This is a genomic window from Streptomyces sp. GD-15H, from assembly GCF_045291515.1.
Lineage (GTDB): Bacteria > Actinomycetota > Actinomycetes > Streptomycetales > Streptomycetaceae > Streptomyces.
On the sequence record NZ_CP149447.1, the window covers coordinates 3688817 to 3702847 of the forward strand.

The 14031-nt window shown below is 69.3% G+C and carries 15 protein-coding genes and 1 tRNA gene; 2 read left to right on the plus strand and 14 right to left on the minus strand.

The genetic code is table 11. The features are described 5' to 3' along the window. Positions 1-619: 619 nt before the first annotated feature. The 9 genes from rplL to WJ438_RS17195 all read right to left on the minus strand — a co-directional run bounded on the left by rplL (position 620) and on the right by WJ438_RS17195 (position 6850). Positions 620-1003 (minus strand): 50S ribosomal protein L7/L12, encoded by a 384-nt coding sequence (gene rplL, locus WJ438_RS17155; protein WP_406726029.1) that lies wholly within the window; start codon positions 1001-1003, stop codon positions 620-622. A gap of 114 nt (positions 1004-1117) precedes the next feature. Continuing rightward, positions 1118-1648 (minus strand): 50S ribosomal protein L10, encoded by a 531-nt coding sequence (gene rplJ, locus WJ438_RS17160; RefSeq protein WP_406726030.1) that lies wholly within the window; start codon positions 1646-1648, stop codon positions 1118-1120. Between the two features lie 329 nt (positions 1649-1977). Then, on the minus strand, positions 1978-2811 hold the full coding sequence (locus WJ438_RS17165) for a DUF1396 domain-containing protein (RefSeq protein WP_406726031.1): 834 nt from the start codon (positions 2809-2811) through the stop codon (positions 1978-1980). A gap of 216 nt (positions 2812-3027) precedes the next feature. Continuing rightward, positions 3028-3864 (minus strand): hypothetical protein, encoded by an 837-nt coding sequence (locus WJ438_RS17170; protein WP_406726032.1) that lies wholly within the window; start codon positions 3862-3864, stop codon positions 3028-3030. A 161-nt stretch (positions 3865-4025) separates the two neighbouring features. Further along, positions 4026-4751, minus strand: coding sequence for a 50S ribosomal protein L1 (gene rplA / locus WJ438_RS17175; RefSeq protein ID WP_406726033.1), 726 nt, complete (start codon positions 4749-4751; stop codon positions 4026-4028). Between the two features lie 84 nt (positions 4752-4835). After that, on the minus strand, positions 4836-5270 hold the full coding sequence (rplK, locus tag WJ438_RS17180; RefSeq protein ID WP_006130605.1) for a 50S ribosomal protein L11: 435 nt from the start codon (positions 5268-5270) through the stop codon (positions 4836-4838). A gap of 190 nt (positions 5271-5460) precedes the next feature. After that, positions 5461-6300: a transcription termination/antitermination protein NusG gene (gene nusG / locus WJ438_RS17185; RefSeq protein ID WP_406726034.1), complete on the minus strand. Its 840-nt coding sequence runs from the start codon at positions 6298-6300 to the stop codon at positions 5461-5463. Between the two features lie 81 nt (positions 6301-6381). Further along, positions 6382-6669, minus strand: a complete 288-nt coding sequence (secE, locus tag WJ438_RS17190) for a preprotein translocase subunit SecE (RefSeq protein ID WP_406726035.1) — start codon at positions 6667-6669, stop codon at positions 6382-6384. Between the two features lie 108 nt (positions 6670-6777). After that, positions 6778-6850, minus strand: a tRNA-Trp gene (locus WJ438_RS17195). A gap of 270 nt (positions 6851-7120) precedes the next feature. Between WJ438_RS17195 and WJ438_RS17200 the strand changes: the two genes are divergently transcribed. Beyond that, positions 7121-8347 carry a pyridoxal phosphate-dependent aminotransferase gene (locus WJ438_RS17200; protein ID WP_406726036.1) on the plus strand — a complete coding sequence of 409 codons (1227 nt, stop codon included), beginning with the start codon at positions 7121-7123 and terminating at the stop codon, positions 8345-8347. A 225-nt stretch (positions 8348-8572) separates the two neighbouring features. After that, the gene (locus tag WJ438_RS17205; protein ID WP_406726037.1) at positions 8573-9613 is read left to right on the plus strand and encodes an adenosine deaminase; all 1041 of its coding nucleotides are present in this window, start codon (positions 8573-8575) and stop codon (positions 9611-9613) included. 24 nt (positions 9614-9637) lie between these two features. Here the strand turns inward: WJ438_RS17205 and WJ438_RS17210 are convergent, their stop codons facing one another. The 5 genes from WJ438_RS17210 to WJ438_RS17230 form a co-directional block, all read right to left on the minus strand. Further along, positions 9638-10693: a UDP-N-acetylmuramate dehydrogenase gene (locus WJ438_RS17210; protein WP_406726038.1), complete on the minus strand. Its 1056-nt coding sequence runs from the start codon at positions 10691-10693 to the stop codon at positions 9638-9640. A gap of 176 nt (positions 10694-10869) precedes the next feature. Beyond that, the gene (locus WJ438_RS17215; protein WP_406726039.1) at positions 10870-11250 is read right to left on the minus strand and encodes a DUF3291 domain-containing protein; all 381 of its coding nucleotides are present in this window, start codon (positions 11248-11250) and stop codon (positions 10870-10872) included. A gap of 72 nt (positions 11251-11322) precedes the next feature. Beyond that, on the minus strand, positions 11323-12765 hold the full coding sequence (locus WJ438_RS17220) for an MFS transporter (RefSeq protein WP_406726040.1): 1443 nt from the start codon (positions 12763-12765) through the stop codon (positions 11323-11325). 110 nt (positions 12766-12875) lie between these two features. Beyond that, positions 12876-13445 carry a TetR/AcrR family transcriptional regulator gene (locus WJ438_RS17225; protein WP_406726041.1) on the minus strand — a complete coding sequence of 190 codons (570 nt, stop codon included), beginning with the start codon at positions 13443-13445 and terminating at the stop codon, positions 12876-12878. A 150-nt stretch (positions 13446-13595) separates the two neighbouring features. Beyond that, positions 13596-14030, minus strand: a complete 435-nt coding sequence (locus WJ438_RS17230; protein ID WP_406729717.1) for a MaoC family dehydratase — start codon at positions 14028-14030, stop codon at positions 13596-13598. Position 14031 lies beyond the last annotated feature (1 nt).

A 14031-nucleotide genomic window follows, 5' to 3' on the forward strand; every position in this document is an offset into this window, starting at 1 on the left:
CCTTCCGAGGGCTCGGACTCACTACGCGCGTGCCGGCCCCCCACGGGACACGGTGCCAGATACTTCTCCATCCGACCGGAAAAAGGCCAGGTCAGAGAGCTCTGATCCTCTGTGCTCAAGTGAGGGCATGCCCCTGGTGACGGGCAGGGGGCAGCTAACAGGCAGCGCAAAGGGTCAGTGTAGCCACTTGGCACACTGATGTCCAGTGCGGGTTTTCGAGACCCTCAAAGGCCCTCGTTGTTCTCAACTCCTGTGGCACGGTCGTGCCCTCGACGCACCGTGATACTGCCCTCTTCGCCACCGATCCATGCCTCGGATTCGGATCCTTGTGACGACGCGTCCTGAGAATTACGCGCTGCGTGCGGTTCGTCAAGGCCCCCTTGCCCGAACCGCCTTTCAACAGGCGACTCTTCGCGGCCCGCGGAGGGCCACATCGAAGATCACCATACCCCCCGCCGTCCCGGGTGCAAGGCAGCCGCTGCCGGGCCCCGGACACACCGAAGGAGCGACCACCCGGATGGATGATCGCTCCTCGGTGCTTACGCGTTACACGCCCTGGTGGACGCGGTGCGGGTCCGGCTCAGCCGGGCCGCGGGAGCCCTGTCGGACCCGGAAGGTCTTACTTGACCTCGACGGAGGCGCCGGCGCCCTCGAGGGCCTCCTTGGCCTTGTCGGCGGCTTCCTTGTTGACCTTCTCGACGACGGGCTTCGGCGCACCGTCGACCAGGTCCTTGGCCTCCTTCAGGCCGAGGGAGGTCAGCTCGCGCACGACCTTGATGACCTGGATCTTCTTGTCACCGGCGCCGGTGAGGACGACGTCGAACTCGTCCTTCTCGGCCTCGGCCTCGACCGGGGCGGCCGGACCGGCCGGGCCGGCCACGGCGACCGCGGCGGCGGCGGTGACGTCGAACTTCTCCTCGAAGGCCTTCACGAACTCGGAGAGCTCGATGAGGGTCATGCCCTCGAACTGGGCCAGCAGCTCGTCCTGGGTGAGCTTCGCCATGATGGCGGTCCTTCCACTAAATCGGCAGGTGCCGGATGTACGGGGTGAGGCGGGCGTACGTCGGGCCCGCATCGGCCCTCACCTCAAGCGGCGAGGGCCGGAAAGCGAGCCGAATTACTCGGCACCGCCCTGCTCGTCCTGCTTGGCACGGAGCGCGTCCACGGTGCGGACGAGCTTCGACGGAAGCGCCTGGAAGAGCTGCGCAGCCTGGGACTGCTTGCCCTTGAAGGCACCCGCCAGCTTGGAGAGCAGAACCTCGCGGGACTCGAGGTCCGCAAGCTTCTTGATCTCGTCGGCGGACAGCGCCTTGCCGTCAAGGACACCGCCCTTGATGACGAGATTCGGGTTGTCCTTGGCGAAGTCACGGAGACTCTTCGCCGACTCCACCGGGTCACCGGTGATGAAGGCGACCGCCGTCGGACCAGCGAAGAGCTGGTCGTCCAGCGTGATCCCGGCCTCGTTGGCCGCAATCTTGGTCAGCGTGTTCTTCACCACGGCGTACTGGGCGTTCTCACCGAGCGAACGACGCAGCGTCTTGAGCTGCGCCACGGTGAGACCGCGGTACTCGGTCAGCATGGCGGCGTTGGAGCTGCGGAACTTGTCCGTCAGCTCGGCAACCGCGGCAGCCTTGTCGGGCCTCGCCATAGAGTCTCGGCCTCCTTCCGGGTGATTCAGACCGCGCGGACCCGAAGGAGGACTGGGAAAAACGAAACGCCCCGGACGCAGGCGCACGGGGCGAGGCTCAACCGGTGATTCGCATCCTCGCGGCGGCGAATTCCGGGAACTCTTCCACTGTCACCTGCGCGGGTCGTCCGCAGTTCAGCGGATCCTTCGGCCACCGCACTCTCTGACGAGCGCACGGCAACGACCAGCGGTCTTTGGCTTCTTCAGGAGAGTACGGGAACGGATCGCCGGGAGGCAAATCCGTTCCCCGGGACCAGCGGGCCGTTCCAGTCCGGGCCGATCCGATCCGGTCAGCTCTGCTCGGCTTCCTTCATCATCTCGGCCAGGTCGGCGGTGTCCTCGGCCGGCGGGGCCTCGACCGTCACCGGCTTGTTGACGTCGAGGAACTTGATGGTCATGTCCATCGGGCCCTCGGTGGCGTCGCCGCGCATCCGGAACTGCTTGGTGCGGTCCTCGCCGTCGACCCACATGTCCATCGTGAGCGATTCGAGGCCCATCTTCTCGTACTTCTCGATGCTCTTCTCGCCGGTCTCGGCGGCCTTGGCGTCCTTGTCCTTGAGCGAGTCGCGCAGGTCGTCGAGGGTGACGGTGCCCGAGTAGTGGGTGGTCTCGACCCCGTCGATCTTCTCGGTGCCGACCTTCTTCACGTCCTCGGCACCGGTGAGGAAGGTGGACTCGGCGGCCGGGTTCTGCTCGGCCTGCTTGGGGGCGCCGAGCTCGTTCAGCTCCGCGTCGGCGCCGAGCGCGGCCAGGTCGAACTTCATCCAGCTCTTGCCGTCCATCTCCTTGGCCATCGCGGCGCCGCCGCCGATGTACATGGCCTTGTCGACGAGCCGGATCTCCACCTTGTCCTGCGCACCCGCGTCGGGAGCCGACATCTGCATGCTCATGGCAATGTCGGGCTTGACCCGCATCGAGGCCTCGGCCTCGATCTTGCCCTGCTCCGGGACCTCACCGGTCATCGTGTACCGGAAGGACGTGATGTCCTCGGTGTTCTTCGCCGCCTTGGCCACGGCCGCCGCCGGCGTCATCTCGGGCGATTCCTCGGCGCCCTTGGAGCAACCGACCGCGCCGGCCGCGAGAACGAGTGCAGTGAGTCCGGCGGCAGGTATGGAAGTTCTCATCGAATCCCCCCAGGTCCTCGGTTCCCCCCAGGGAACACATGGCTTGTCCAACAAGGATTTTGACCCTATCTCACACCCCTGACAGCGGCCTTCGAGTTCTGCCGGAGGGCGTGGCAGGGGTACGGCGGGCGGCGGCTCGGAGGGCGGCGCGCCGGCCGTCCAGCACGTTCGTGGCGTCCTGGGTGCCGTCGGCGGGGGGAGCCTCGGCCGTCACCTTCACGCCGTATTCGGCGTAGTGCGCGGTCTGGGTGAGCCGGCCCGTCCCGTCTCCGCCCGCTCCACCTTCTTGACCAGCAGATCCCGCTCGTCGACCCAGACGTCCACCGTCTGGGTGGTGACCCCGGCCCGGATCAGCCGCTCCTTCAGATCCGCCAGGTCGGCCGCGCGTCCCTCCCCGGGGCCCGGGTTCCGTGTCTCCAGGCCGGACGGCTCCGCCGTGCCCGAGCAGCGCGTGGCGGGTGTGCCCCGTACCTGTTCCTCACCGATGCTCCGCACGTCGCCGGAGGCCAGCAGCGGCTTCACGCACTGCTGGGGCGTGAAGCCGCGGATCTGGTCCCCGAGACCGGCGGCTCCGCCGCCGGCGATGCCCTCGAGATCGTCGTGGCCGTACCGGAGCCAGTGCCTGCCGCCCGTCCGCGCGGCGAACGCGTCGCCCACGCGCGCGTAGTAGGCGTCGGGCAGGGAGCGGGCCTCCATCGACGTGCTGCCGAGGCGGCGCATGGCGTCGGCCACCGCGCCGTCCGTGTACGTGAGGGTCACGGTACCGATGAGATCGTCGCTCCAGGCGAGGGTGCCCTCGGCCGTCATGGGCATCATCGAGCCCATGGCCGTAGTGGACTCGACCCGGGCGGACCCGGCGCCGTCGGTGGAGCGCTCGGCGGAACGCAGCGCCGTGACGGACCGGAGGCGCGGCGCCTCGTCCCGCTGTCCGGTGCCGGCACCACGGCCGCCGGAGGGACCGGAGGAAGCCGAGGACGTACAGGCGGACAGCGCGGTGAGCGCGGTGAGCGCGGTGAGCGCGAGGCCCGTCCGGCGCACGGTCGTGATCGCCATCGGTCCCACCCGTACGCGCCCCGCCCTCTCCCGTGCGAACCCCGTGGCCGCACCGTAGCGCGGACCATCCGGGGCCCGTACCGGAACCGGAACGGGCCCCGCGCCCGCAGCAGGGATGCTGCGGGCGCGGGGCCCGTGACCGTGGGGACGAGCCGTCAGGCTCAGACCGCCGCCGGGTCCTCCTCGACGAGGAGGTTGCGGGTGCGGTTCGGGTCGAGCGGAATGCCGGGGCCCATCGTGGTGGTCATCGCGGCCTTCTTGATGTAGCGGCCCTTCGCGGCGGACGGCTTCAGACGGAGGATCTCGTCCAGCGCGGCGCCGTAGTTCTCCACCAGCTTGGTCTCGTCGAAGGACGTCTTGCCGATGATGAAGTGCAGGTTCGAGTGCTTGTCGACGCGGAACTCGATCTTGCCACCCTTGATGTCGTTGACAGCCTTGGTGACGTCCGGGGTCACGGTGCCGGTCTTGGGGTTCGGCATGAGACCACGGGGACCGAGGACGCGGCCGAGGCGGCCGACCTTGCCCATGAGGTCCGGGGTGGCGACGACGGCGTCGAAGTCCAGACGGCCCTTCGACACCTCGTCGATCAGTTCGTCGGCGCCGACGATGTCGGCGCCCGCGGCACGCGCGGCCTCGGCACGGTCGCCGGTCGCGAAGACCAGGACCCGGGCGGTCTTGCCGGTGCCGTGCGGGAGGTTCACGGTGCCACGGACCATCTGGTCGGCCTTGCGCGGGTCGACACCCAGACGGAAGGCGACCTCGACGGTGCCGTCGAACTTGGACGTGGAGGTCTCCTTGGCGAGACGGACGGCCTCGAGCGGGGCGTACAGCTTCTCCCGGTCGATCTTGGCGTCCGCAGCGCGGAGAGACTTGCTGCGCTTGCTCACTTAAAGCTCCTGTGGGTTCTTAGGAGTCGTGGTCCGGGCCGAGCGGGCCCTTCCACACTTCTGCTTGGCTTACGGGGGTTGAGGTCAGCCCTCGACCGTGACGCCCATGGAACGGGCGGTGCCGGCGATGATCTTCTCGGCGGCGTCCAGGTCGTTGGCGTTGAGGTCGGGCATCTTGGTGGTGGCGATCTCGCGGACCTGGTCACGCGTGATCTTCGCGACCTTGGTCTTGTGCGGCTCGCCGGAGCCCTTCTCCACGCCCGCGGCCTTGAGGATCATCTTCGCGGCCGGCGGGGTCTTGGTGATGAAGGTGAAGGAGCGGTCCTCGTAGACCGTGATCTCCACCGGGATGACCCAGCCACGCTGCGACTCGGTCGCGGCGTTGTAGGCCTTGCAGAACTCCATGATGTTGACGCCGTGCTGACCCAGCGCGGGGCCGACCGGCGGAGCCGGGTTGGCGGCACCGGCCTGGATCTGGAGCTTGATGAGCCCCGTGACCTTCTTCTTCTTGGGAGGCATGGCTCTCCGGGTCCTTTCCATTCGGGTCCTGCCTGCGCGACGGGGACCAGCCCGGACGCAGGCATACCGCACAACGATAGCGGGTATGGATGTGCGGCCAAAAACCGCGCAGGTCAGGCGGGCGCCTGAGCGTTCGCCTGACCTGCGCGGAAGCGTTTGTCCTGAACTCTGCCCAGCGGATCGGGGTGGGTCAGTTCTTCTGGATCTGGTCGAAGGAGAGCTCCACCGGCGTCTCGCGGCCGAAGATCTCCACCAGGCCCTTGACCTTCTTGGAGTCCGGGTTGATCTCGTTGATGGTCGCCTGGAGCGTGGCGAACGGGCCGTCGGTGACGGTGACCGAGTCGCCGACCTCGAAGTCCAGCACCTGGACCTCGACCTTGCGCTGCGGAACCGGCTTGCCCTCGGCCTCGGCGGCCTCGCGGGCGGCCTTCTCCTCGGCCTCCGGGGCCAGCATCTTGACGATCTCGTCCAGGGTCAGCGGATACGGGTCGTAGGCGTTGCCCACGAAGCCGGTGACGCCGGGAGTGTTGCGGACGACGCCCCAGGACTCGTTCGTCAGGTCCATGCGGACCAGGACGTAACCCGGGAGCTTGTTCTGCTTGATCGTCTTGCGGTCGCCGTTCTTGATCTGGACGACCTCTTCCTGCGGCACCTCGGCCTGGAAGATGAACTCCTCGACGTTCAGCGAGACGGCGCGCTGCTCCAGGTTGGTCTTCACCCGGTTCTCGTAGCCCGCGTAGGTGTGGATGACGTACCACTCGCCGGGCAGCGCCCGCAGTTCCTCGCGGAGCTTCTCGACCGGGTCGGGGACGTCCTCGGCCTCTTCGGCGGCTTCCCCGGCGTCCTCGGCCTCGGGGGTCCCGTCGGCCGCTTCCTCGGTCTCGTCCGCGGCGGCATCGGCAGCCTCGACCTGGGCGGAGGCCTCCGAGACCTCGCTGTCCGCGCCCTCGACGGCGTCGAGTTCGTCCTCGACGGACTCGGCCCCTTCGCCGTGAGGCTCAACGGCGTCGTTCACGTTCGGGTCAGACACGGTGGCTGCTTCTTCCTGGATACATAGGGGTGGAACACGCGAAAAGGAGCGCCGGGTACCTCGGCGCTCTTCGCTGGCGGCTCAGCCGAAGACGTACTTGGCGGCTTGGCCGAAACCGTAGTCGAACAAAGTGATCAGGCCGATCATGAAGACCACAAAGATGATCACTGCGGTGGTGTACGTCGACAGCTGGTTACGGGTCGGCCAGACAACCTTGCGAAGCTCCGCCACGATCTGGCGGTAGAAGAGCGCCAGACGCTTCAGTGGGCCCTTCTTGGCCCGCTTTCCGCCCTTGCGGTTCTTCTTCTTGGTATCTGGTGCCTCGTCCTCGGCATCAGGCATGTCGATGGAGCCCACGGCGTCCGTCACTCGTCCTCACCTGATTCCGGGTCGTGGCCGTGCCGCGCCCGGTATGAGCCGCACGGCGATGCATTGCTGTACGTACATGCGTACACATCCTGGCCAAGGTGTGTGTAGCAGGGCCGGAGGGACTCGAACCCCCAACCGCTGGTTTTGGAGACCAGTGCTCTACCAATTGAGCTACGACCCTTTGCGTGTCCCCCAACGTACCGCATTCACACGGATGCTTGGTGTGCACCCGGCGAGCGCGGCCGCAGAAGGCCAACGAGGTGTGAGTGTACGTGTTCCGGCGCCGGGCGTCGAACAGAAAGCGCCCGTGACGGCTCTTCCGACGCAAGCCCGTCCAGGCCGCGGGGCTCCGGGGAAACGAATACGGACTGGTGTTCAACGGTTTGCCCGTACCTGTTCAGTCTGTGAAACCCCCGTACCGGGCGGGTTGCCGGTCTGGAACGATGGGGCCATGAGCGCTGCAACCCCTCCCACCGAGCGCCGGGTCTCCGCCCGGATCGGTGCGATCTCCGAGTCCGCCACCCTCGCCGTGGACGCCAAGGCCAAGGCCCTCAAGGCCGCCGGACGTCCGGTGATCGGCTTCGGCGCCGGTGAACCCGACTTCCCGACCCCGGACTACATCGTCGACGCCGCGATCGAGGCGTGCAGGAACCCGAAGTACCACCGGTACACGCCGGCCGGCGGGCTGCCCGAGCTGAAGACCGCGATCGCCGCGAAGACGCTGCGCGACTCCGGCTACGAGGTGGACCCCGCCCAGGTTCTCGTCACCAACGGCGGCAAGCAGGCCATCTACGAGGCCTTCGCCACGATCCTCGACCCGGGCGACGAGGTCATCGTCCCGGCGCCGTACTGGACGACGTACCCGGAGTCGATCCGGCTGGCCGGCGGTGTCCCGGTCGAGGTCGTCGCCGACGAGACGACCGGCTACCGGGTCAGCGTGGAGCAGCTGGAGGCCGCGCGGACGGAGAAGACCAAGGTCGTCCTGTTCGTCTCCCCCTCGAACCCGACCGGCGCGGTCTACAGCGCCGAGGACGCCGAGGCGATCGGCCGCTGGGCGGTCGAGCACGGGCTGTGGGTGCTGACCGACGAGATCTACGAGCACCTGGTCTACGGCGACGCCACCTTCACCTCGCTGCCCGCCCTCCTGCCCGAGCTGCGGGACAAGTGCATCGTGGTCAACGGCGTCGCCAAGACGTACGCGATGACCGGCTGGCGGGTCGGCTGGCTCATCGGCCCGAAGGACGTCGTGAAGGCGGCGACCAACCTGCAGTCCCACGCCACGTCGAACGTGTCGAACGTCGCCCAGGTGGCGGCGCTGGCCGCGGTCTCCGGCTCCCTGGACGCGGTCGCCACGATGCGTGAGGCCTTCGACCGCCGGCGCCGGACCATCGTGCGGATGCTCAACGAGATCGACGGCGTGGTCTGCCCGGAGCCCGAGGGCGCGTTCTACGCCTATCCGTCGGTGAAGGCCCTGATCGGCAGGGAGATCCGGGGCAAGCGGCCGCGTAACTCCGTCGAACTGGCCGCACTCATCCTGGAGGAGGCCGAGGTCGCGGTCGTACCCGGTGAGGCCTTCGGTACTCCGGGGTACCTGCGGCTGTCCTACGCGCTGGGCGACGAGGACCTGGTGGAGGGCGTGAGCCGGATCCAGAAGCTGCTGGCGGAGGCACGGGACTGACGCCGATGACGTACAGGCGGGCCTCCGGTCGAGCCGGGGGCCCGCTTGTACGTTCAGGCACGCGCCCGTTCGGTGAACTCGCTGCCTGTACAGGATCCTTTGCGGCACGATCCTTGGGTGACTCCGCCCCGTGCGGGGCTTCCCGCTCAGCTCGCACCCAGCGGCGGACAAGCCCTGTCCGGCACCTTGCGGCACGGAGCGGATCCTAACGCATACGGAGAGTTGATGGAGACGGTTCGAAACGTTCAGCTGCTACCGAAAGCCCATCTGCACCTGCACTTCACCGGGTCGATGCGGCCCGCCACCGTGCTGGAGCTGGCCGACAAGTACGGCGTGCGTCTCCCCGACACGCTGACCGACGCGCTGACCAGCGGGGAACCTCCGAGTCTGCGGGCCACGGACGAGCGGGGCTGGTTCCGGTTCCAGCGGCTGTACGACGCCGCCCGCTCCTGCCTGAGGGAGCCGGAGGACATCCACCGGCTGGTGCTGGAGGCGGCGGAGGAAGACCTGAAGGACGGCTCGGGCTGGCTGGAGATCCAGGTGGACCCCACGTCGTACGCACCGCGGATGGGCGGGCTGATTCCGGCGCTGGAGATCATCCTGGACGCGGTGGACACGGCGCGGCGGGACACCGGGCTCGGGATCAGGGTGCTGGTCGCCGCGAACCGGATGAAGCACCACTTGGACGCGCGCACGCTGGCCCGGCTGGCGGTGCGGTACGCCGACCGGGGGGTCGTCGGGTTCGGCCTGTCCAACGACGAGCGGCGCGGAATGGCCCGGGACTTCGACCGGGCGTTCGCCATCGCGCGCGAGGGCGGGCTGCTGTCGGCGCCGCACGGGGGTGAGCTGGCCGGGCCCGCGTCCGTGCGGGACTGCCTGGACGACCTGGAGGCCGACCGGATCGGGCACGGGGTGCGGGCGGCGGAGGATCCGCGGCTGCTGCAGCGGCTCGCGGACCGGCAGGTGACGTGCGAGGTGTGTCCGGCGTCGAATGTGGCGCTGGGTGTGTACGAGAAGCCGGGGGACGTGCCGTTGCGGAGGCTGTTCGAGGCGGGCGTGCCGCTAGCCCTGGGGGCGGACGATCCGTTGCTGTTCGGCTCGCGGCTGGCGGCGCAGTACGAGATCGCGCGCCGGTATCACGGGTTCACGGACGCGGAGCTGGCGGAGCTGGCGCGGCAGTCGGTGCGGGGGTCGGTGGCGCCGGAGGACGTCAAGGCCAAGCTGCTGGCGGGGATCGACGCGTGGTTGGTGGGGCCGGGGGTGTGAGGGCGTCGGCGGAGGGGCCGGAGGTCAGAGGGTGGCGCCCACGGTCACCGGCTCGTTGGTGAGGGTGATGCCGAAGGTCCGGTGGACGCCGGCCACGACCTCGCGGGCGAGGGCCAGGAGGTCCTCGGTGGTCGCGTCGCCGCGGTTGGTGAGGGCGAGGGTGTGCTTGGTGGAGATGCGGGCCGGGCCGTTGCCGTAGCCCTTGGTGAAGCCGGCCTTGTCGATCAGCCAGGCCGCGGAGGTCTTGGTGCGGCCCTCGCCGGCGGGGTACGCGGGGGGCTCCGTGTCGGGGCCGAGGAGCTGCCGCGCCCGGGTCCGGAAGGCCGTGAACTCCGCGGTGGTGAGGATGGGGTTGGTGAAGAACGAGCCGGCCGACCAGGTGTCGTGGTCCTCGGGGTCCAGGACCATGCCCTTGCCCGCGCGGAGCTTCAGCACCGTCTCGCGGGCCGCGGCCAGGGGGACGCGGTCGCCCGGTTCCACGCCGAGGGCACGGGCGGTCTCCGCGTACTTCACGGGGCCGGAGAGGCCGCCGGCGTCCTCCAGGTCGAAGCGGACCCGCAGGACGACGTAGCGCTCGGGGTCGGCCTTGAAGCGACTGTGGCGGTAGGAGAAGGCGCACTCCTCGTTGGCCAGGGTGACCGTCTCACCGGTGGTGCGGTCGTAGGCGACCACCTCGGTGATCGTGGAGGAGACCTCCTGGCCGTACGCGCCGACGTTCTGGATCGGGGTCGCGCCCGCCGAGCCGGGGATGCCGGCCAGGCATTCGATGCCGGCCAGGCCGGCCTCCACGGTGCGGGTGACGGCGTCGGTCCACACCTCGCCCGCCGCCAGTTCCAGGTGGGTGCCGTCGAGGGTGACGCCCTTGGTGGCGATGACGAGCGCCATGCCATCGAAGCCCTTGTCGCCCACGACCAGGTTCGAGCCGCCGCCGATGAGCAGCAGGGGCGTGCCGTCGGCGTCGGCCTGGCGGACGACGCCGATCACCTCGTCGTCGGTCGTCGCGGTGACCAGCCGGGTCGCGGGTCCGCCCAGGCGGAACGTGGTCAGCGGGGCGAGGGGGGCGTCGTGGAGTTCCTGCACGGGCTCAAGAGTAAGGCCCCCGCCGGGGCGGGCCGGCGGGGGCGGTATGCGCGCGGGATGCCGCTGTCGGGCGCGGGCGCGTGGGGGCTGTCGGGCGTGGGGGCTGTCGGGCGTGCGGGGCGTGCCTCCGGCCGTCATCCCCGCGCGCGTTCGGCCGTCATTCAGGCGCGCGTGCTTCAGGTGAGGCGGCGCCGCACTTCGGGCCAGTCGACGGGGAGGTCCTCGCTCTTCGCGGTCCAGCCGGCGAACTTGGCGTCGCGCATCTGCGCGGCGAGCCCTCGGGCGGTCGGCGCGTGCGGGCCGGTACGGGCGAACTCGCCGAGGGCCTTCGGGGACTCCCAGGCGGACAGGGTCCAGAAGGTCCGCCGCAGCGGCTCTGCCTTCAGGGAGGCTCCGTACGCGCCGGGAGCCCTGCTGACCTGCCACCACACCCCGGGCGTCTTGAAGAAGAAGCGCAGGGCTCCCCAGAGGGTGCGGGTCTCGAAGCGGGAGGCGAAGACATGCACTTCGGTGTGGGGCGGCGGAGTGTTCGGGACGGTCCAGGGGAGGGTGGGCATGATTCGGGTCCTTCCGTGGTGGGAGGGCGCGCGTGGGTGAGTGGCGTTTCGATGCGTTCCGTTTCGATGCCTTCAGGAGACCGTTTCCAGTGCCGTCTCGGGCGTCGGAGCGGCCGGGGGCGGGAGGGGGGTGGTGGGCCTGCGCGCCGGTATGAACAAGGTCGCGATGCCCGCGAGGGCGACTGCCGCGGCACCGGTGACCAGCGCCGGCCGCATGCCGTCGACGAAGGCCTGGCCGGACTCGTAGCCGCCCTGGGTCGCGAAGATCGACGCCATGACGGCGATGCCGAGTGCGCCGCCCACCTCGCGCAGGGCGTTGTTGGCTCCGGAGGCGATGCCCTGCTCCTTCGGAAGGACGCTGGACATCACCAGGTTGGAGGCCGGGGCGAAGTACAGCGCCATGCCGATGCCGCTGATGACCAGGGCGGGCAGCTGGGCGGCGTAGGAGGCGTCCGCCGTCGCCACCACCGCGAGGTGGGCGAGGCCGAGCGCCTGCAGGAACAGGCCCGTGGCGACGACCGGACGGCCGCCGACGCGGTCGGAGAGGATGCCGGCGATCGGGGCGACAAGCATCGGCATGCCGGTCCAGGGCAGCATCCGCAGGCCCGCCTCGGTGGGCGAGTAGCCGAGTACGCCCTGCATGTACTGGCTGAGCAGGAAGATCGAGCCGAACATGCCGAGGAACATCAGCAGGCTCGCCGCGTTGATGCCGGAGAAGGCACGGGAGCGGAACAGCCGCATCGGCAGCATGGGGTTCTCGGCACGGATGCTGTAGAGGACGAAGCCGACGAGCAGCGCCGTCCCGGCGAACAGGCCGGTCAGCACGACGGTGCCGGTCCAGCCGTCGACGGGCCCGCGGACCAGACCGTAGACGATGCCGAAGAGTCCGCCGCTGGTGAGCAGGGTGCCGGGCAGGTCGAGCGGGGCTCCGGTGCCGTGGGACTCGGCGAGGCGCAGGCGGGCCAGCGGGATGAGGACCAGGCCGAACGGGACGTTCAGCCAGAAGATCCACTGCCAGGAGATGTGCTCGGTGAGGCTGCCGCCGACCAGCGGGCCCGAGGCCACGGCGAGGCCGTTCACGGCACCCCAGATGCCGTACGCCATGCCGCGCCGGGCTTCGGGCACGGCCGCCGTGAGCAGGGTGAGGGTGAGGGGCATCATGACCGCGGCGCCGGCGCCCTGCACCGCGCGTGCGGCGATCAGGGAGTCGATGCCGGGTGCCATGGCCGCTGCGGCGGAGGCCGCGGTGAAGACGGTGATTCCGGCGATGAAGAGCCGGCGGCGGCCGAAGCGGTCGCCGAGGGCCGCGCCGAACATCAGCAGGACGGCGAAGGTGAGCGTATAGGCGCTCACGGTCCATTCCAGGTCGTGCAGGGCGCCACCCAGGTCCTTGCGGATGGAGGGCAGTGCGGTGGTGACGACGAGGTTGTCGAGGGCCGCCATGAAGCCGGCGACGCTGGTGATGACCAGGGCCCAGGCGGCCGACCCGCCGCGTGCGGTGGTCTGTTGCGACATCGCTCCCCCAGGAGATGTTGTTAGTTATTGATTACTAACTTTCACGTTCACGAAAGGGCGGCATCGACTTTCCGGCGCGCCTTTCTTCCGCCCACCGCCCGACGGGGCTCTCACTTCTCCACTGGGCCTTCTGGTCCCGCCCCCGGATGGAGCCCCGCCCAGACCCGGTGCCCGGGCGGGAACCCCATGGCGGTCAGGCAGTTGATGAGCATTCCTTGTGCCATGAAGATCGTCGTCCCGTCGACGTCGGCCCCCAGCGTGAGGTGAACAACGTCCCACAGCCGCAGCCAGCCGGCGCGCACTGTCGCGCCGAACTCGTGATCGCCCTCCTGCTCGGCGGCCGCCACCGCGAGGTACATCTGCATCTGCATCATCAGCAGCTCGGGGCGCTCCGCGATGGTCCGCGTGTAGGCGTTCGCCATGGCGTGCAGGGCCTCTTCGCCCTCCAGCCCTTCGGAGGCCTCCGTGAACATGCGGATGGTGTCCGCCACGCAGCGCTCCGCCGCCGCCAGGAAGATGGCCTTCTTGCCCGGGAAGAGCCGGAAGAGATACGGCTGCGAGACACCGACCCGCTTGGCGATCGCCTCGGTCGACGTGCCGTGGTAGCCGCCGCGGGCGAACTCGGTGCTCGCCGCGCGGACGATGCTCTCGCGCCTCTCCTCCGCATTCATCCTGACCATGCAGTGAAGTTAGTGCTCAATCACTAACTACGTCAAGGGGTGAAGCGCGGCCAGAACGACCGAAATGACGGACCCCATGGTGCCGGGCGCCCCAGGACAACGCGAGGGGCGCTCTCAGTGAAGAACGCCCCTCACTCGGTGACCTGCGGGTCAGGCGAGCCGTACGACCGCCCGGGACATCCCCAGTACCTTCTGTCCCGCGCTGGTCGCCGTGAGGTCGACGCGGACCGTGCGCTCGTGGTCGTCGAGCTTGACCGCGACCTTGCCGCTGACCTCGATGGTGGCGCCCTGCTCGTCGTTGGGGACGACGACCGGCTTGGTGAAGCGGACGCCGTACTCGACGACCGCGCCCGGGTCGCCCACCCAGTTGGTGACCACGCGGATCGCCTCGGCCATGGTGAACATGCCGTGCGCGATGACGTCGGGCAGGCCGACCTCCTTGGCGAACTTCTCGTTCCAGTGAATGGGGTTGAAGTCGCCGGAGGCACCCGCGTACTGGACGAGGGTGGCCCGGGTCACGGGGAACGTCTGCGCGGGCAGCTCGGTGCCGACCTCGACGTCGGCGTAGGAGATCTTCGTCGTCATG